Below are 19,844 nucleotides of genomic sequence, written 5' to 3'. Positions count from 1 at the left end.
CTATCGGACACCCACTTTTTTCTGTTATCAATAGTGGTGTGCAGCCTTAATCTGACATTCAGTACAGTCGTTTTTAATTCTTGCCTGAGACATTATGACTTTTTGATTGTTTGAAAAAGATTTTCGATGCCCAGCCCAAGAAAAAATCTCATATCATTAGCTGCAACACCCTATTATCACTGTGTTTCACGGTGTGTCCGCCGGGCCTATTTATGTGGCAAGGATAAGTTTTCCGGTCAAAGCTATGAGCACCGCCGGCAGTGGGTGGAAGATCGTTTGTTATTTTTGGGCAAGGTGTTTTCTATCGATATTTGTGCTTATGCTGTTATGAGCAACCATACTCATATAGTGCTACATGTTGATAAAGCCGCAGCCGAAAGTTGGTCTACCGAGCAAGTTCTGTTGCGCTGGCATCGTCTTCACAAAGGTACGTGGCTTGCCCAGCGTTATCTAAATTCAGAAGAGCGAAAAAACATGTCGCCGCCGGAATTAGAAACAGTTGAGCGTACTGCTTTTGTTTATCGACAACGGTTGTATGACATCAGTTGGTTTATGCGACTGCTAAATGAATTTATCGCTCGGCGTGCCAATAAGGAGGATGATTGTACTGGTCGCTTTTGGGAAGGGCGCTTCAAATCACAGGCATTACTGGATGAAAACGCGTTGGCAGCGTGTATGGCCTATGTTGACTTAAATCCGATTCGTGCTGGTATAGCTAAAGATCTTGAGAGCTCTGCACATACCAGTATAAAAAAGCGTTTGGGAGCATCCCGGAAAAGCACACAGCCTTCGCAGCTCAGGCCATTTATAATGAATGGCGGAAGCAAGCTCGCTGCTAAATTACCGTTCCTATATGATGATTATGTTCAGCTGCTTAGACAAACCGGTAATTATTTCCGTTCTCAAAAACAAGCAAGAATTCCGCCTGCCATTCCAATTCTGGACCAATCCAATGTGAGTGTTGGTAGTTGGTATTGGTCGATAGAAAATCTCGAAATCCAGTTTACCACACAGATAAGTCAGCGGATGATCGAACAACAGTCAGCTCGTCGATATTTAGCGCGCGCTGGATAATACAAAGTGTAAATAGAAGCCTGTTTTGTTAAAAGTTGAAGGTCAGGGTGGGTCGTTCCAGCACTTTTATCTGGGGCATTTTAAATACTTGAATCTCGCCATCAAAACAGGTTGTATTTGCTATTGGGTTATGTCGGTCTGTTAGCCTGTCAAAAGCAATAGCTGTATGGCAACCTCGCATAGTGCCAAGCCTGCGCTTCTGTCGACTCTCAAAAGAAACTTCATTCTCCATCAAATGTCACGAAGATGTCACCTGCAAAGGTTGGGGTCCATAGCCTTAGCTTTCCCTTTTGATTCAGCACAAGCAAGTCTGGTTGTATCCATGTGTCATGGGTGTCCGTTTCTGAAGTGACTGTCCCTTTTTGAGTGGGTGTCCGAGGCTGAGGTGGGTGTCCGGCTTCAAAAGTTCTTGAGCTACCATACTAAAGTATTAGCAGGTCTAGTCGACAAAGAGATCATGGATGCAGTCAGGTAGGGAATAAATGAAGTCGTTATCTCTTCGCAAAAAATTTATGTTAATCGTGGGTGGCAGTCTTGCAGCAATAATGCTGGTTACGGCAATTGTCACAGTCAGCTATGTGGGCGACCAGACTCGTCAGTCGGTGGAGCAGGATCTTACCAGCCGGGTGGCCATGGAAGCTGAAAAAATTGAGGGGTTCTTTTCTCGCTATGGGGAAGTCGCCCGAACATTTTTAAACAGTCCCTTCGTCACAGACTTTTTTGCTGACCACACCCAACGTGGTACAGCCGATTCAGGCCTGAATGATGCCCCGCGCATTTATTCCATGTTCGAAAACATCAGTCAGGCAGATGAAAATATTAAGTCTGCTTTTTTTGGTTCCGCCGCGACCGGTGAATACTTTTACGAAGCAGGCCGCGTCGGTGTGGACACCAGCGGTCCCACTGCCAATGATCCCACTCAAGGCTATTTTGCCAATCAGCGACCCTGGTTTAAGCAGGCGATAGAAACCGGTGAGCTCTATGTCAGTAAGCCCGCGGTGGACTCCCAGGATGGCAGCGTGTCGGCGGTGGTACAGGCGCCGGTATACCGTGATAATGAATTGCTGGGTGTGGGCGGTATCGATATTCTCATCAGCACATTGGGTGAAGTGTTAAGCAAGGTGAAGTATCAGGGTGAGGGGACTGCATTTTTGTTAGATGCCTCACAAAACCTGGTCTACTTTCCCACTACCGACAAATCCTTGCCGCTGCATACGCCACTGAACCTGCTGGATACCACCTTCGATGACACCAAAGGGTTTGCTGAACTGGCAGGCACCATTCAAAATCAGGCAAATGGGATGGTCCGACTGACATGGCGTGGTGAGGAGTATGTCGGGGTGTTTGAGCATGTGACCCTGGACAATGTCCAAATGGACTGGACCATGGGGCTGCTGGTGCCTGAAGCACTGATAAGCGAGCCGGTCGAGCAAACCTTTACCTGGGCGATGCTCATTGCTATCGCAATTATTCTGGCGGTACTGGTTATCACCTACCTGACCGGAAGCGCTATTGTGGCACCCATTCTGGCTATGAAAAACGCCATGGCTGATATTGCCCGGGGAGATGGCGATCTTACCCAGCGTTTAGAAGTCAAATCCGATGATGAGCTGGGGCAGTTAGCGGCCGAGTTTAATCGTTTTACCGACAAGCTGCGTGACTTACTAAGCCAAACTGCAGCGAATACCGATGCTGTCGCGGCGGCGGCTCAACAGCTTAAAGCTGTGTCTGAAAATACCAGCCAAGAGATTTCTCAGGAACGCGATCAGGTGGATACTGTATCGTCGGCGGTGACCCAGATGGCGGCTACGGTAAATGAAATTTCTGAAAATGCAGCGCAGTCCAGCGCTGCAGCCACCAGTGCCGATGAGCAGGTACGCGCAGGTACGCAACAAGCACAGGATACCATGGAAGAGATAGCCGCTCTGGCAAAAGCCAATAACGAGGCAGTATCGGTGGTGCGCGAGTTAAGTCAGGAGTCTGATAATATCGGGGCTGTAATTGATGTCATTAATAGCATTGCCGAGCAAACCAATCTGCTGGCCTTAAACGCGGCCATCGAAGCAGCCCGGGCGGGAGATCAGGGCCGCGGTTTTGCCGTGGTGGCCGATGAAGTGCGGTCCTTGGCCAGTCGGACTCAGGACTCTACCGATGATATCCGGCGCATGGTGGAGCGGTTACAAACCATGGCCAGTCAGTCTGATGCGGCAATGCGCGATGGCCAGACACGTTCTGAACGAACCGTGGAAAAAACCGCCTCGGTGGTCACCACCTTAGAGCTCATCAGTCAGAGTATTGGCACAGTGCAATCGCAAAGCGGCTATATTGCAGAAGCTACTGAGCAGCAGTCTGTTGTGGCTGAGGATATCAATCGTTCACTGGTTAAAATTACCGGGTTAAGCGATCGAACCAATCAGCATGCGTATGAATTGGCGGCTCAGGCTACGCAGCTTAATGGCGTAGCCGAAGAACTGCAGTATGTGGTAAGCCAGTTCAGAATCTAAATCTGCACACCTTACTGTTGAGCCAAACAAACAACGCCTGAGGTGCTCCTTCAGGCGTTTCTTTTTGATAAATAGCGGATGCCAGGGTTTGACCATGCTGTATCTTCTATCCACTTTCCATACTCGGCTTTAGGGTAAGTAAATGCTCACTGTTGTGCCGGCCCGATACGGCCAGCACATCGCTTTGGACACTTTGTATTTACAGCAAGATATTTGTGGTTTTAATATATTATAACGCCCGATCCCATGCCGTCTGGTGCCAGCAACTGATTAAACTTTGTAGCCGAAAGGGACCACCGGGTAGCGAAGCAACGCCTCATCGATTTATTACTCCGTTGTAACCCAGGCGTGGTTGCTTGATAAGCAACCAGTTCATGTTTCAACAATACGTCGCCGTGCAATTCAACGGGCCTAAGCCCCTGAGAAGCCCCTGAGAGACACCCACTCACTTAGCCCTCAATGGACACCCACTCAATTAGCCGAAAATTATTTGAACAAGCTCTGCTACCTTGAGCCTCCCACTGATAGCAAAGCCACACTTCATGTCTATATAAAAGCCCCTGTTTGTTGTCTCAGGTTTGCGCGCCAAATTGTGAGTCCCAGTTGGACACCCACTCACTTTGCAGAAAGCGTATCAGTGAGTCCCAGTTGGACACCCATTCACTTTGCAGAAAGCGTACCAGCACAAGCTTTGCTACCTGCAGCTTCCACAAATAGCAAAAACAACATCCATATTTATTTGCAGACCAGCCTGTTTGGCTGGTAGCTGTGTGCGGCAGATTGGCAAATCTGGGTACAGCAGAAAGTTTGCCGTTGTATCGAAACGTGCCGGCCTCTGAAGGCCCGTGTATAACGAAGCCCAGCACAATATTTGGGACGAGTTGCAGAGGGATTTGAAGGTCTGAGATCATTTTGTTGGGCTGGCTACCCCATTATGGTTCATGTTGTATAATCGCCCCTTTGAACACGATCACCTATTTGACGCAGGACCCATGTCCGCCAGCCGGGCCATTTAGTCCCGATTCAATCCCTTGTCGGCAATCCAATAATGGGCGTGCTCAGCTATCCGGTGCTCCTCCCCGGGACGTTTGTTGGGTGAGAGCTACCCTCTTGCAATAAAATAACGGGGCAGCTGGCTTTAGCAAAAAACGATCAGCGCCCGGGTTCAAAACGGGGGAGCGCCAACATTGTGTAGATGGAAAGGGCTGTACGTCGTAAAGACTTCCCCTTACGGGGGCCGGTAAGCAAGATTATACAACCGGGCCCCTCACTGTCTTTCGGTTTGCTATTTGCCACCGTCCGGAGCGGGGATAAAGCACGGCTGCATTTCTTTTCTGGCGATGCCGTGACCAGCAATTATCATTAGCAACTATTGGCAAAGAGGTGCTGATGAGGGGCATCCCCGATACCGGCTACTCACACCCCAGATTGTCCAATGTATTTGAAAGCATGGGCGCTTTGCACTGGTGAGGCCCGGGGAGCAATGGCCATACCAAAGCACCCTCTTGCAAACTTTCGATTAAAGAGCTTTCAATTTGTAGAGGGCGCCAACCAGAGCAAGGTGCGTTTAAAATAAACGATAGGAAATCTTCGTGATACCTGAACGTACAAGCCGAAAAGGTGGGGGCGGTCAGGCCTGATAAGATGCCTTGAAGCCATAAAAGCAGACTGATACTAGCTTGCCCCATTCTGAATCAGGATGTGGCTGGCTCGGTTACTGCGACGGCATCGCCTAGCCTGTCGCGGATAATAGTGCGCATGAGAGCCGACAAATCCCGAAAAAAAGCACGGGCGGGCGAGGTATTACGCCAGGCCAGCACGTGCTGCCTGACAACCGGCATATCCGCCAGCTCGCATACATGTAATGCTTCTGGTTTATGCAGCTCAGAATGAACATACAAACCGGGTAAAAAGGCCACACCCATGCCCATCACCACCATCTGACGTAACGTATCCAGACTGGTGCCCTCGTAATCCCGGGCCACATTCGCACCCAACTGCAAACAAATCTCCTGTACCTGATGATGAAAATGGTGACGATTTTCCAGCGTAAGGACTTGCTCATTTCTAATCTGCTCGGGGTGGATATGAGTTTTGCCGGCCTGCGGGTGGTCGAAAGGCATGACAAACTTAAGGGGCTCATAAAACAATGGCTGGCTTTGAATCTGGCTATTGGTGGTCGACATCGGTGACAAAATCAAATCATACTCACCGGTCAGCAACCCCTGAAACAGCTGATCGGGGGCTGCTTCGCGGACATAAAACTTAAGACCAGGCTTCAGCCGATGAATATCAGGCAGAATATGAGGTAATAAGTAGGGCCCTAGCGTCGGGGGGATGCCTAGCCGGTACATGGTATTTTCGCCATCGGAAAGATTGCGTGCCACTTCATGAAAATGCAGGTTCGCTTTTAGCACCTGTTCAGCATAATGTAATAAGGCGTGACCGTGGGCACTGAGCAGGGTACCTGAGCGTGAACGTTCAAATAAAATCAATTCCAGCTGCGATTCCAGCGTATTAATCTGGCTGGTGAGCGTTGGCTGGCTCACCCCAAGTTCGTGAGCCGCGCGCCGGAAATTAAGTTTTTTTGCAACAGTAACAAAGTACCGAAGTTGATTAAGTGAAGGATTTTTTCTATCAGAGAGCATAATAAGGCTTAGAAAACAGGGGGCGTAATAGCCCGATTAACTGATAGCCTTAGCTTATCACTATATGAAGCGTAGCAATAAGTAGTAACCTTAACCGCGATTTTTCCTTTTAGCAGAGCAGGTAAACTATGAAACATTTGATTAAAGGCGTGGCTAAATTTCAGCATGATGTTTATCCCGACAAACAGGCAACCTTTAAAAAACTCGCCAACGGCCAGAACCCCGAAGTGTTATTTATCACCTGTGCCGACTCGCGCATTGATCCTAACCTGATTACCCAGACCGATCCCGGTGAATTGTTTATCTGCCGCAATGCCGGGAATATCGTGCCGCCCCACTCAAATCAAACCGGCGGCATGACCGCCTCGATTGAATTTGCCGTGGCAGCCCTGGGGGTCAGTCATGTGGTAATTTGCGGTCATACTGACTGCGGGGCGATGAAAGGCGCGATTGCGCCAGAAACGCTGGACGCACTGCCACATGTAAAAGAGTGGTTAGGTCATTGCCGCGGTGCCACCGAGGTTGTCCGAGAAAAGTATCATGAAGTCGGCGAAGCGCAACTTAAAGCCGTGACCGAAGAAAATGTATTGCAACAAATCCAGCATTTGAAAACACACCCTTCGGTCGCTGCAAAACTGGCAACCGGCAAGTTACAATTGCATGGCTGGGTGTATGATATCGAAACCGGCGATGTGCTGTGCTTTAACGATAAGACCAATGGATTTGCCCCGATGGCAGAGGTCTACAAATCATAAAAACGGCGTTTGTGGGCTGGCCTTAGGGTTATTTGGGTCGGTTAACAACATCCATCTCTGAATACATAATTAACGATTTTGAGGGCCACCTCGTGATAGCTTAGAGCTATCACGAGGTGGCGTATTATTCTATAAAGCTATCAGGTGACACTTCTATAACACATTGTTAAGATTTTCGTACACTGATCGAAATTCACAGGAGTATCACTATGGATCATGTCATCTCAGGCGTTGCCAAGTTTCAAAAAGACGTTTTTCCAGAGAAAAAAGCAACATTTCAAAAGCTGGCAAGTGGCCAGAACCCTGAAGTGCTTTTCATCACCTGTTCTGATTCGCGTATCGACCCCAACCTGGTTACCCAAACTGACCCGGGTGAACTTTTTATTTGTCGTAATGCCGGCAATATTGTCCCGCCCCACTCGAACCAAACCGGCGGTATGACAGCATCTATCGAATTTGCCGTTGCTGCTCTGGGCGTCACCCATATTGTGGTCTGCGGTCACAGTGACTGCGGTGCGATGAAAGGGGCGATCAACCCCGAAGGATTAGATAATCTGCCTCATGTTAAAGAATGGCTGGGTCACTGTCGTTGTGCCACAGAGGTAGTAAAAGAGCGCCGTGGAGAAGTGACCTCTGAGCAATTAGAAGAAGTTACGCAAGAAAATGTAATTCAGCAACTGCAGCACCTGCGCACGCATCCGTCAGTAGCAGCTAAACTGGCCACCGGTCAGGTTAAGCTTCATGGCTGGGTTTATAACATTGGTTCCGGTGACGTACTTTGTTACGACGAAGCCAATGGTGAATTTGAGCGCATGAGTCAGGCTTACGCAGAACAAACGCTCGCGTAAGACATAATTAGGGTCTTAAATGATTAAAATTAGTACATCTAACATTCGAGGCGATCTTACCGGCGGTTTAACTGCCGGTATCGTGGCATTACCATTAGCTCTGGCGCTGGGTGTGGCCTCAGGTCTGGGCCCTATGGCCGGGCTGTATGGTGCCATTGCCGTAGGCTTTTTTGCCTCATTATTTGGCGGTACCCCTTCTCAAATTTCCGGCCCCACCGGGCCGATGGTGGTGGTGCTTGCAGGCTTGTTCGCCAGCTTATCGGGAAATGTTGAGCTGATATTAACCGCTGTGGTGTTAGCCGGGGTTTTCCAGATTGTCTTCGGGGTCCTGGGCGTGGGGCAGTATATCCGTCTGGTGCCTTACCCGGTAATATCCGGCTTTATGTCCGGTATCGGTGCCATCATTATCATCTTACAGCTGGGTCGATTGATGGGGCATGAGCCTCCGGGCGGCACCATTGGTGCGTTAAGCTATCTGCCCACCGCACTGGCCGATATCAATATTACCACCCTGGCCCTGGGCATAGGAACGTTGTTAATTGCTTATAAATGGCCAGCCAAGCTGGGTAAATACGTGCCCGGCGCTCTGGCAGCACTTATCATTGGTACCTTAGCCAGCCTGATGCTGACGAACGTGCCTATTTTGGGTGACATCCCAACCGGACTGCCAAGTATCCATCTACCGGTGTTCGAACAAGGTCAGGTGTTTATGGTGGTGGAAGCAGCCTTCATTTTGGCGGTGCTGGGTGCAATTGATAGTTTGCTGACGTCGCTGGTAGCCGACAACATGACCCGTACACGTCATGACAGTAACCGTGAACTGATTGGCCAGGGTATCGGTAATACCATTGCCGGATTAATTGGCGGTATCGCGGGAGCTGGTGCCACGATGCGTACTGTGGTCAATATTCGTAGCGGTGGTAAAGATCGTATTTCGGGCATGACTCACGCCCTGGTACTGCTGGCTATTGTACTGGGATTAAGCCCGTTGGCAGCGCAAATTCCTCACGCCGTGCTGGCCGGTATTCTGGTTAAAGTTGGCCTGGATATTATTGACTGGGGATACCTGAAACGTGCCCATACCGGACCCCGCTGGGACTTTGGTTTGATGGTGCTGGTATTAGGCCTGACCGTCTTTGTCGATCTTATCACTGCGGTGGGCGTGGGTGTGGTGTTAGCGGCACTGGCTTATGTACGCCAGGTAGCCCAGCTACAGATTGAAGAAGTGTCGAAGATACCCGCCTATCTGGCCGACGCCGAAGAAAATGCGTTGTTAGAAAAAGCCAATGGCAAAGTCAGTTTGTTCAGCTTCGGGGGACCACTTAGTTTTGGTGCTGCAGCAGATCTTGGCCACCATGTTCGTGAAAAAGTACAGCCTGGTTCGCAGGTTCTGATTCTGGACTTTAGCCGGGTGCCCGTGGTGGATGTATCGGCTGCCATGGCGGTGGAAACCATTACCTCTGACGCTACGGCGGCAGGGCGTGAGCTGGTTATTAGTGGTGCCACCGATGACGTGAAAAAGGTGCTCGACAGCATCAATGTACATCAGCCAAATGTGCGTATGTTTAGTAGCCGCCTGGAAGCGCTGGATTGTGCATTGCGCATCATAGACAACAACGAAAACAGCGAGTCGGAAGATAATCTGGCCAAGGCCTGATCGTTCTTTGCTGGTGTCAGCACCGGGTGCTGACACCACACCCACAAAAAAAGCCACTTCAATATGAAGTGGCTTTTTTATTTTCAGTGCCTCATCCTAAATAGCGTTGACACTTTTCTAACCGGCATTCCTTACCAGATTTTCACCCGGTCTTCAGGAGCCAGATACATTGCATCTCCTGGTTTGACATCAAATGCCTCATACCAGGCATCCAGGTTTCTGGGGGCCAGGGTACGGTAGCGAGCAGGAGAATGGGGATCAGCACGCAGCTGATTCATCAGACTTTCCTGCGTGCGCTTTTCACGCCACACCTGAGCCCATGCCAGGAAGAATCGCTGGTCGCCAGTAAGACCGTCGATGACCGGTGCTTCCTTACCATCCAGACTCAGTTTATAGGCTTCATAAGCCATGGACAGGCCACCTACATCACCAATGTTTTCGCCCAGCGTTAAGCGTCCGTTGACATGGTTGCCTTCAATGGGCTCATACTGACTGTATTGTTCGTCTAGCTGATCAACTTTATCGGTAAAGGCTTTCAGGTCTTCCTCGGTCCACCAGTTGCGCTGAATACCATCCGCATCTGATTTTGCCCCCTGGTCGTCAAAACCATGGCCCATTTCGTGGCCGATTACCGCACCAATGGCGCCATAATTTACCGCCGGGTCGGCGTTGGGATCAAAAAATGGTGGCTGCAAAATAGCGGCCGGGAACACAATTTCGTTAAACGAAGAATTGTAATAAGCATTAACCGTTTGAGGGGTCATGCCCCAACGCTCACGATCGGTAGGCTTCAGCTCGTTTTGTACATCTTTTTGCATAAAGAACTTACGCAGGTTACGCACATTAGCAATCAGATTGTCTGGGGTGATCTGAATATTATCCAGTTCAATCCATTCATCCGGATAGCCAATCTTAGGTCTGAATGCAGCCAGTTTTTCTTTGGCCGCTTTTTTGGTTTCCTCACCCATCCAGTCAAGATTTTCAATCCGTTTTTTCAATGCCGCGCGCAGATTTTCTTCCAGCTCGGTCATTTGCTCTTTTGAGCTTTCCGGGAAGTACTCTTTTACGTAGGTTTTGCCAATAGCGAAGCCCAGGGACTCGGTTCCCGACATCTGTGACAGGGCCCGCTTCCAGCGTGGGCGAGGCTCCTGCTGTCCGTTTAGAGTTTTGCCGTAAAAGTCAAAGTTGGCCTGAAAAACATCCTGCGACAACATACCGGCATTATTTGAAATAGTGTGGTAGGCCAGATAATCCTTCCAGATCTGCATGTCTTCAGAGCTAATCAATTTGATGACTTCTTTAACCGGCTCTGGCGTGGTGACATTGACCTGTGGCGCTTGCAGGCCGGTTTGTTCGAAATACAAATCCCAGTCAAAACCATTATAGGAGTCTGACAATTCCGCCCGTTCAATCTGGTTGAGTGTCAGATCCCGGTCGCGACGTTTTTCACGGGGCCATTGCGCTTCAGCAATTTTTGTTTCCAGTGCCAGTATCGCTTTAGCTTTTTCTGACGAATTTTCCGTCTTGGCAAAGCCAAGCATTTGTTCAATATGTTTCAGATAGGCTGTGCGGATGTCCTTGAAGCGGGGCTGGTCAGATAAATAATAGTCACGATCAGGCAGACCTAAGCCACCCACACCAATGGACACCTGATACTCGTTAGGATCCAGGCGGTTATACCAAAGACCGGCATAAATAGGTGTGGCATTACCATATAACCAGGCATTACCAAACAAGCGGGTCAAATCCTGTTGATTCTCAGCCGCTGCAATCTTGTCCAGCACATCGGCAATGGGCTCAATGCCTTTTTTATTGATGCTCTCTACATCCATATAAGCGGTGTAGTAATCATGGATCATCTGTTCATCGGCATTCAAATTTTCTTTCGCCATGATGTCATCAATGATGGTTTTGACCTGCTCCTGGCTACGATCGCGAAGCACTGTGAAGGCGCCATGGCGCACTTTATCGGCAGGCAGTTCAAAATTGTCGTACCAGTTGCCGCTGGCATAACGGAAGAAATCTTCGCCCGGGTCAACCGATCTATCCATTGCACTTAAATCCACCCCAAAGGTGCCTAGCTCGGCTTCACCCTGGTTTTGGGCGGTGGTTTCGGTTTTGACCTGTTGTTGGCTCTGTTCCGACTGGCCGCAACCGGTCAGTCCCAGAGATGCTGCCACCATGGCGGCAATTACACTATATTTCATTATTGTTTCTCTGTTTTTTGGTGATGCTGTCAGGGTATGACAGACAGTGTTGTGGTAGTAACAAGACGCGATGTAAAGGCGTCATTGAACGGTAAAATACTTCGGGCCTGCTCATAATACGCTTCGATAGCGGGGGTTTCCCGTTGCACAAAATCGCCCACTGCTGCATGAAACGCAGGCTCGTATAAATAATGGTGCGAGCAGCATATAACCGGCTCAAAACCGCGCAATATTTTATGCTCACCCTGGGTGCCGGGATTAAACATCGGCAGTTGCTGCTCAATGGCAAATTCAATGCCCTGAAAATAACAACATTCAAAATGCAGCCCGTCAATCTCATGGGTGGCGCCCCAGTAGCGTCCGTATAACCCGTTGCTATCAAAAAAGAACAACGCGCTGGCACAAGGTTGTTGTTGCTCATAGGCAATCACCAGTAACACGCTATCTGCCATAACGGTAAATAGCTCGCGCAAGAAACCTTCACTGAGATAACCGGTATGACCGCTGCGTTTGAGGTAAGTACGCTGGTAACACAAAATGAAAAAGTCGATATCGCGGGCCGTGATGGCTTCACATGTTTTGCGTTCAATATGAATGTGTTGCCGGGTAAGTTGCTGTCGGGACTTTTTGAAAGACCGGCGCTTACGAGAAGTCAGGGCCGCCAGAAAATCATCAAATTGCTGATACTCATAGTTGTACCACTGAAACTGTACACTGTAGCGCGAGTGCCAGTCGGCGCTAGGGGCAGGATTACCGGCCGGGGGGAAAAGCAGATGCAGCGACGACACCCTGGACTGTAGCAAAACACTGATATCGGTGCACAACTGCGTACGCACCTGTTGCCCCGGATAATCAGGGTGGACCAGCATACGTGGGCCGGTTACCGGGGTAAATGGAATCGCACTAATCCATTTCGGATAGTAGTTCAAGCCATGCTGATGATAGGCCTGTGCCCAGCCCTGATCAAAAACATACTCTCCATAACTGTCTGTTTTTAAGTAGCCGGGCATGGCCGCAATCAGGGTCGGGCCATCATGCAGTACCGCAAAATAAGGCTGCCAACCGGTATTTTCACCTACGCACTGATGTTGTTCTAATCCTAACAAAAACTCATAGCGTAAAAACGGATTCGCCGCTGCGCTTAGATTCTGCCACTGGCTGCGCGGAATTTGCGAAATGCTATTGAAAAATGATGTCTGGTATCCCATAAAGAAACGATGCGCCGCAGGGTGTGAATTTATCGTTATTGTAAAAAGGGAATAAAAGTTTGCCCTGTGATAGCCAAAGTACCATGTCAGAACCCGATCGAAAAATCATTATCGACGCGATTACCCGCATGTTGGCGCGACGAGAGCATAGTATCGCCGAAATTGTCCGAAAGCTGGCTCAAAAAGAGGTCAGCGAGGCCACCGCATTGCCCATAATCAACGAGTTTTGTGAAGCCAATCTGCAAAGTGATGAGCGCTATGCCGAGGCAAAAATTCGTTCATCGATGGCGCGCGGGGTAGGCCCGCGTCGGGTGAAGGCCGATTTAAATCAGCATGATATCAGTGAAGCTATGGTGGAGCGGGCGATGGATGAGGTCGACCCTGACTGGTTTGAGCTGGCACGCGCGGTACGTGAAAAAAAGTACGGCTTGAGCGAGCCCGGGGACTTTAAACAAAAGCAGAAACAAATGCAGTTTTTGCAGTACCGTGGTTTTTATCAAAGCCATATTCAGTATGCGATGGATAGCGATTAGGTGCCGATGCAAGTTGCTTAACAAAACCCGGCATTCCATGGTATTGTTGCACCAGCCCAGCGCCTGCCATAACTGGCTTTGTGGCGCTCTTAATTTATGTTTATTAACAGTTTTAGATAGGAAGTTTGGATCTCAATGACATTATCAACTGCCCAGATTCGTCAGAAGTTTATCGACTATTTCAAACGTCATGGTCATCAGCCAGTGGCCAGTAGCTCGTTAGTACCGTCAGACGATCCAACGCTGTTATTTACCAATGCCGGGATGAACCAGTTCAAAGATGTCTTTTTAGGCTCAGAGAAACGCAGTTATACCCGGGCTACCTCATCACAGCGCTGTGTACGTGCCGGGGGCAAACACAACGATTTAGAAAATGTGGGTTATACGGCGCGTCACCATACCTTTTTTGAAATGATGGGTAACTTTAGCTTTGGCGATTATTTCAAGCAACAGGCGATTGAGTTTGCCTGGAACTTTTTAACCCAGGAGCTGGGGCTGGCCAAAGAAAAACTGTTAGTTACGGTTTTTAGTGATGACGATGAGGCGTTTGATATCTGGGAAAACCACATTGGCGTACCCAAAGAAAAAATCATTCGTATCAGCACCTCAGACAACTTCTGGTCGATGGGTGATACCGGCCCTTGTGGTCCCTGTTCAGAAATTTTCTATGACCACGGCGAACACATCTGGGGTGGGCCACCAGGCACCCCCGAAGAAGACGGTGACCGCTTTATTGAAATCTGGAACCTGGTTTTCATGCAGTACAATAAGCAGTCAGATGGCACCATGGCGCCATTGCCTAAGCCTTCAATTGATACCGGCATGGGCCTGGAGCGGATTTCTGCTATTTTGCAGGATGTGCACAGCAATTACGAAATCGACCTGTTTCAGAATCTTATTAAAGCCTCAGCTGAGGTAGTCGGAACCACCGACTTACAAGATAAGTCGCTGCGGGTGATTGCCGATCATATTCGCTCATGCAGCTTTTTGATTTGTGATGGAGTGATGCCTGGCAATGAAGGTCGCGGTTATGTACTACGGCGCATTATCCGCCGCGCAGTCCGTCATGGTTACAAGCTGGGCGCCAAAGATATTTTCTTTTACAAGCTGGTAAAGGCATTAACCAGTGAAATGGGCGAAGCCTATCCTGAACTGGCCGATCAGCGTCCGGTAATTGAAAAAGTGCTCAAAGTAGAGGAAGAACAGTTCAGCAAGACCCTGTCCCGGGGCATGGCGATGTTAAATGATGTACTTCGTGATCTGGAAGGCGATGTTGTTCCAGGCGAAGTGGTCTTCAAGTTGTACGATACGTACGGCTTCCCGGCTGATTTGACGGCCGATGTGGCCCGCGAGCAGGACTATACCATTGACGAAGCTGGCTTTGAGGCCTCAATGCAACAACAGCGTCAGCGGGCGCAACAGGCCAGCAACTTCGGGGTGAATTATAATAGTCAGCTGACCACCGACCATACGACTGAATTCACCGGTTATACCGATGAACAGGGTGAAGGCCAGGTGCTGGAAGTCATTTGCAATGATGAATTTTGCGAAGCGCTCAGCGACGGTCAGGAAGGGGTAATCCTGCTGGATAACACGCCTTTTTATGCCGAAGCCGGCGGTCAGATCGGCGACAAAGGCGTGCTTGAAGTCGCCAATGGCGAATTTGTGGTTACCGATACGAAGAAGATGGGCAATGCGTTTGCCCACTATGGTACCGCGCGCGGCACCGTGCACAAAGGCGATAAAGTGAGCGCCAGTATTGACGCTTCAAACCGGGCGGCTATCAAGAAAAACCACAGTGCCACGCATTTGCTGCATGCCGCTTTGCGGGAAGTACTGGGCGAGCATGTGACGCAAAAAGGCTCACTGGTGGAAGCTGAGCGCATGCGTTTTGACTTTTCCCATTTTGAAGCCCTGACCAGTGAACAGCTGGCGTTAATCGAACAACGTGTTAACGAAGAAATTCGGGCAAACCATACTCTGACCACCGAACTGATGGAGTTGGATGAAGCCAAAGCATCGGGTGCGATGGCCTTATTTGGCGAAAAGTACGAAGAAAAAGTTCGGGTGGTAAAAATGGGGCCCTTCTCTATCGAACTGTGTGGCGGCACGCATGTTCAACAAACCGGCGAAATTGGGTTGTTTAAAATTGTCGGCGAAAGCGGTATTGCTTCAGGCGTGCGTCGTTTAGAAGCGATTACCGGTGAGACGGCCATTGCCCATGTACAACATCAACAGCAGCTGCTTACTGAAGTCAGTGGCCTGCTTAAAAGTGATATTTCCGGTATCACCAGCAGAATTGGTCAGTTACAGACCCAACAAAAAGAGTTAGAAAAAGCCCTGGCGGCTGCCAAACAAAAACTGGCCAGCCAGCAAGGCGCCGATATGCTCGGCCAGGCGGTAGACATCAACGGTACCAAGGTGCTGGTCTCTAAGCTCGATGGGGTCGAGGCCAAAGCATTACGCGGTATGGTTGATGATCTTAAAAACCGAATGGGTGAAGGCGTCGTAGTATTAGGGGTGGCAGGAGAAAGCAAGGTGAACCTGATTGTCGGGGTGACAAAAGGGTTAACCGCCAATGTCAAAGCCGGAGAGCTGGTGAACTTCCTGGCGGGACAGGTAGGCGGAAAAGGTGGCGGCCGTCCAGATATGGCTCAGGCCGGGGGCGATCAGCCTGATAATCTGGGCGCTGCACTCGACTCTGTTAACGCTTGGTTGTCAGATAAGCTATAATCTACTGTGACAGGTAAACAGCGAGTTTTTGCAAGTGACACAAAAACAAGGAATCGCTGCTGCCTTCATCGGGTCGTGCCGGTGTGGGGTGTTAAAGAATGGAAGTGTCCATAAGTAAGGAACAGGAGCAAACGAATGCTTATTTTGACTCGTCGTGTGGGTGAAACATTAATGGTAGGTGACGAAGTCACTGTGACCGTGCTGGGTGTGAAAGGCAACCAGGTTCGGATCGGAGTTAATGCGCCAAAAGAAGTATCGGTACACCGTGAAGAAATCTACATGCGGATCCAGGCTGAGAAAGGCGGACAAGCCGGTTCTGCTGATTCAGAGTAATCTGAGGTAACCACGTAGTATCAAAAGGCCGGTTATTGACCGGCCTTTTTTTGTGCGCATGTTTTGGGAGCTTTAGCATACTGGCCCCGCATGCCCGGGTACCGCGATGCTCTTCTCTACAGCAACAAAGCGTCGGCCTGGCGCCCTGGGGAAGTAATAAGTGTTTTATTATTTCGGCAGGTTTGGCCGCCCCTATTTGCAGGGGATAAGCTCATGTTTTGTTGAAAAAGCAGCCATTGTGGTTACTTTTTGAGTAAACAGTTCAAAAGTTTCATCTTATCGTTTTTCTTATGCCAGATCTTTGCTATTATTCTTCGCGTTGACAGGGCAGGCGCTCTTATGACTTCTCATTTAATTAATGACAAGTCCGGCTAATGTCCGACAATTTAATGCAGGATGGCAAAGAGTAAATTCACTTTGACTATCCAGGTTGAAGCATATTGTTTTAACTCGCTTAAATTGTCACCGGGTATGCATTTTTCTTTGAAAAAAGAATTGACACCAACAGGTGAATCCGTAAAATGCAGCCCCACGTCACGGAGAGGTGGGTGAGTGGCTGAAACCAGTTCCCTGCTAAGGAACCATACCTATTACTGGTATCGAGGGTTCGAATCCCTCCCTCTCCGCCATTATTCAGGTTGGATGTGGCAACCAACAAAAAGTTTTGCGCGTGTGTAGCTCAGCTGGATAGAGTACCTGGCTACGAACCAGGCGGTCGGAGGTTCGAATCCTTCCACACGCGCCATATTTTGCAAATGCCACCTTGTGTAGTAAAATACATAAGTAAAAGTTTTACGCGTGTGTAGCTCAGCTGGATAGAGTACCTGGCTACGAACCAGGCGGTCGGAGGTTCGAATCCTTCCACACGCGCCATATAAGAAAACCCACCCTAGCGGTGGGTTTTTTTCGTCTATAAAGCCTATCCCCAGGCGTATCTCGCAGCGGTAACTCCTCATGGCCGTACTACTCGTGTTGGTTCTTCCCTATTTTTTAGCTGGCAACAAATTCCTTTCACTAGACAATTTACTGCGCCTGGGTGAACAAAAGCAGAGTTTTTCACTTATTATCTATTCATAGAAGGGGAGTACGCCAAAAGCGCGGCAGTCTGGCATAAATCAAAATGGCTGAATTAGCTCAAAATATGCGCTTTTCTTGAATATGTATTCAATTTTGGCGGTTCAGATTTGTGCTCAACGGCCAATCATGTTACTAAATGCATTCCTCAGAAAAATGGGCGTGTTATGAATAGTGAGATTACAGCTCAGCTTTATGAAGCCGCCAGTCTGATGTTGGTGGGAATGGGCTTTGTATTTGCATTTTTAACGCTGCTGATTGGCGGCGTTAAAAGTATAGAATTATTTTGTCGGCGATTTGCCGGGCCGGTAGCCGCCCCCGATCAGCGCACCCCCCGGCCCAAACCCGCTGCTGCTTCCAGGCAGGACGCTTCACCCGACCCCGCGACAGTGGCTGCTATTAGCGCTGCTATCCATCTTCACCGCCATTCTAATAAGTGATATCAGGAGAAATCATGACTAAACCTCTGGCGCTAACCGAACTGGTACTGCGCGATGCTCACCAGTCCTTACTGGCCACCCGCATGCGTGTTGAAGACATGCTCCCCATTGCCAAAGAACTGGATGAGGCCGGCTTTTGGTCGGTAGAGTCCTGGGGCGGGGCCACGTTTGATTCCTGTATTCGTTATTTAGGTGAAGATCCCTGGGAGCGTATCCGTCAGCTCAAAGCAGCAATGCCCAATACCCGTCAACAAATGTTGTTACGTGGGCAAAACCTGCTGGGCTATCGCCATTATGCAGACGATGTTGTAAAACGGTTTGTCGAGCGAGCCCATAGCAATGGCGTCGATGTGTTTCGCATTTTTGATGCCATGAATGATGTGCGCAACCTGGAAACGGCGATAAAAGCCGCCATCGATTGCGATGCCCACGCGCAGGGCACCATATCGTATACCGTCAGCCCGGTACATACTCTGGACACCTGGCTGACCATGGCCCGCCAGTTGGAAGACATGGGGGTGCATTCTATTTGTATTAAAGATATGGCCGGTTTGCTTAAGCCCTATGACTGCGAAGCACTGATCAAAGGCTTAAAAGAGACGGTTAAGGTGCCTATTGCGATGCAATGTCACGCCACCACCGGACTCTCTACCGCCACCTATCAAAAAGCGGTGGATGCGGGCATAGATATGCTCGATACCGCTATCTCGCCAATGAGCATGACCTATGGGCATACGGCGACCGAAACCATGGTGTCGATTGTCGAAGGGACTGAACGGGACACGGGTATATCGCTGCCACAGTTAGAGCCCATCGCGGCGCATTTTCGTGAAGTGCGCAAAAAATACGCACAATTTGAAGGCAGCCTTAAAGGCGTGGATGCCCGTATCTTACTGGCCCAGGTGCCAGGTGGTATGCTGACCAACATGGAAAGCCAGCTTAAAGAGCAGGGCGCCGAAGACAAGTTTGATGAGGTACTTAAAGAAATACCCAAAGTGCGCGAAGATTTAGGGTTTATTCCGCTGGTCACGCCGACCTCACAGATTGTGGGTACGCAGTCGGTACTGAATGTTTTAACCGAAGAGCGCTACAAAAGCATCACCAAAGAAACCGCTGGGGTGCTAAAGGGTGAATATGGCGCCACCGCCGCGCCGGTAAACAAAGAACTACAACAGCGAGTACTTGACGGTGCCGAACCAATTACCTGTCGGCCGGCGGACCGTCTGGAGCCCGAACTTAATAAACTTGAAGATGAGCTGGATGAACTGGCACAGACAAAGTCCTTTAGTCTGGCGGATGAAAAAATTGATGATGTACTGACCTATGCGCTGTTTCCGCAGATAGGACTGAAGTTTCTGGAAAACCGGGGTGATGCCAGTGCGTTTGAGCCGGCACCGTCTGCCGAAAACGTGGCTGCAGCCAAACCGGAGTCGTCGGAGCCAGCTGCTAGTGCCACCGGTGCAGCCAGCTACGATGTGCGGGTTGATGGGAAAGTCTATCAGGTTGAAGTTGCCGCCAGCGGTGAGCTGGAAACCATCAATCAGAAACCCGCTGCGGCCAGCACCGCCAATACCACGACCAATGCCCCACCACAAGCTAAAGACACCTCCGGCACCGCTCACACCATCGCAGCGCCGCTTTCGGGTAATATATTTAAACTGATGATTAGTGAAGGCGATGAGATTCACGATGGTGATGTGGTGATGATTATGGAAGCCATGAAAATGGAAACCGAAGTGCGCAGCGCCTATACCGGCACGGTCTCCCGTATTCTTGCCAAAGAAGGCGATGCAGTCACCAGCGGTCAATCACTGATAGAGCTTAGTTAAT

General features: G+C 49.6%; 13 protein-coding genes and 3 tRNA genes. 13 read left to right on the top strand and 3 right to left on the bottom strand.

What is annotated here, in order from left to right:
- Window positions 1-264 precede the first annotated feature (264 nt).
- Window positions 265-1,074 carry a transposase gene (locus IT774_RS12215; protein ID WP_195810011.1) on the top strand — a complete coding sequence of 270 codons (810 nt, stop codon included), beginning with the start codon at window positions 265-267 and terminating at the stop codon, window positions 1,072-1,074.
- A 482-nt stretch (window positions 1,075-1,556) separates the two neighbouring features.
- On the top strand, window positions 1,557-3,578 hold the full coding sequence (locus IT774_RS12210) for a methyl-accepting chemotaxis protein (RefSeq protein ID WP_195810010.1): 2,022 nt from the start codon (window positions 1,557-1,559) through the stop codon (window positions 3,576-3,578).
- Between the two features lie 1,694 nt (window positions 3,579-5,272).
- Here the strand turns inward: IT774_RS12210 and IT774_RS12205 are convergent.
- On the bottom strand, window positions 5,273-6,226 hold the full coding sequence (locus tag IT774_RS12205) for a hydrogen peroxide-inducible genes activator (RefSeq protein WP_195810009.1): 954 nt from the start codon (window positions 6,224-6,226) through the stop codon (window positions 5,273-5,275).
- A gap of 128 nt (window positions 6,227-6,354) precedes the next feature.
- Between IT774_RS12205 and IT774_RS12200 the strand changes: the two genes are divergently transcribed.
- The 3 genes from IT774_RS12200 (at window position 6,355) to IT774_RS12190 (ending at window position 9,486) form a co-directional block, all read left to right on the top strand.
- Window positions 6,355-6,981, top strand: a complete 627-nt coding sequence (locus IT774_RS12200) for a carbonic anhydrase (protein WP_195810008.1) — start codon at window positions 6,355-6,357, stop codon at window positions 6,979-6,981.
- A gap of 209 nt (window positions 6,982-7,190) precedes the next feature.
- A complete protein-coding gene (locus IT774_RS12195; protein WP_195810007.1) occupies window positions 7,191-7,829 on the top strand; it encodes a carbonic anhydrase in 639 nt (212 codons plus the stop codon).
- A gap of 19 nt (window positions 7,830-7,848) precedes the next feature.
- The gene (locus IT774_RS12190) at window positions 7,849-9,486 is read left to right on the top strand and encodes a SulP family inorganic anion transporter (protein WP_195810006.1); all 1,638 of its coding nucleotides are present in this window, start codon (window positions 7,849-7,851) and stop codon (window positions 9,484-9,486) included.
- A 131-nt stretch (window positions 9,487-9,617) separates the two neighbouring features.
- Here the strand turns inward: IT774_RS12190 and IT774_RS12185 are convergent, their stop codons facing one another.
- A complete protein-coding gene (locus IT774_RS12185) occupies window positions 9,618-11,693 on the bottom strand; it encodes a M13 family metallopeptidase (protein WP_195810005.1) in 2,076 nt (691 codons plus the stop codon).
- Between the two features lie 29 nt (window positions 11,694-11,722).
- Window positions 11,723-12,901, bottom strand: a complete 1,179-nt coding sequence (locus IT774_RS12180) for a GNAT family N-acetyltransferase (RefSeq protein WP_195810004.1) — start codon at window positions 12,899-12,901, stop codon at window positions 11,723-11,725.
- A gap of 59 nt (window positions 12,902-12,960) precedes the next feature.
- Here IT774_RS12180 and IT774_RS12175 point away from each other — a divergent pair, with 59 nt between their 5' ends.
- The 8 genes from IT774_RS12175 to oadA all read left to right on the top strand — a co-directional run bounded on the left by IT774_RS12175 (window position 12,961) and on the right by oadA (window position 19,843).
- Window positions 12,961-13,434 carry a regulatory protein RecX gene (locus tag IT774_RS12175; protein WP_232364979.1) on the top strand — a complete coding sequence of 158 codons (474 nt, stop codon included), beginning with the start codon at window positions 12,961-12,963 and terminating at the stop codon, window positions 13,432-13,434.
- 135 nt (window positions 13,435-13,569) lie between these two features.
- Window positions 13,570-16,167: an alanine--tRNA ligase gene (gene alaS, locus IT774_RS12170; protein WP_195810003.1), complete on the top strand. Its 2,598-nt coding sequence runs from the start codon at window positions 13,570-13,572 to the stop codon at window positions 16,165-16,167.
- Between the two features lie 135 nt (window positions 16,168-16,302).
- Window positions 16,303-16,500: a carbon storage regulator CsrA gene (gene csrA, locus IT774_RS12165; RefSeq protein WP_195810002.1), complete on the top strand. Its 198-nt coding sequence runs from the start codon at window positions 16,303-16,305 to the stop codon at window positions 16,498-16,500.
- Window positions 16,501-17,038: 538 nt separating this feature from the next.
- Window positions 17,039-17,129: transfer RNA gene (locus IT774_RS12160), tRNA-Ser, on the top strand.
- Window positions 17,130-17,168: 39 nt separating this feature from the next.
- Window positions 17,169-17,245 (top strand) — tRNA-Arg (locus IT774_RS12155).
- A 51-nt stretch (window positions 17,246-17,296) separates the two neighbouring features.
- Window positions 17,297-17,373 (top strand) — tRNA-Arg (locus IT774_RS12150).
- A gap of 368 nt (window positions 17,374-17,741) precedes the next feature.
- Window positions 17,742-18,014, top strand: a complete 273-nt coding sequence (locus IT774_RS12145) for an OadG family protein (protein ID WP_195810001.1) — start codon at window positions 17,742-17,744, stop codon at window positions 18,012-18,014.
- A gap of 14 nt (window positions 18,015-18,028) precedes the next feature.
- On the top strand, window positions 18,029-19,843 hold the full coding sequence (oadA, locus tag IT774_RS12140) for a sodium-extruding oxaloacetate decarboxylase subunit alpha (protein ID WP_195810000.1): 1,815 nt from the start codon (window positions 18,029-18,031) through the stop codon (window positions 19,841-19,843).
- The last annotated feature ends 1 nt before the right edge of the window (window position 19,844 follow it).

Source organism: Salinimonas marina (assembly GCF_015644725.1).
In the GTDB taxonomy this organism is placed as follows: domain Bacteria; phylum Pseudomonadota; class Gammaproteobacteria; order Enterobacterales; family Alteromonadaceae; genus Alteromonas.
Note: the sequence above shows the minus strand (reverse complement) of the source record. Positions and strands in the feature narration are given on the sequence as shown.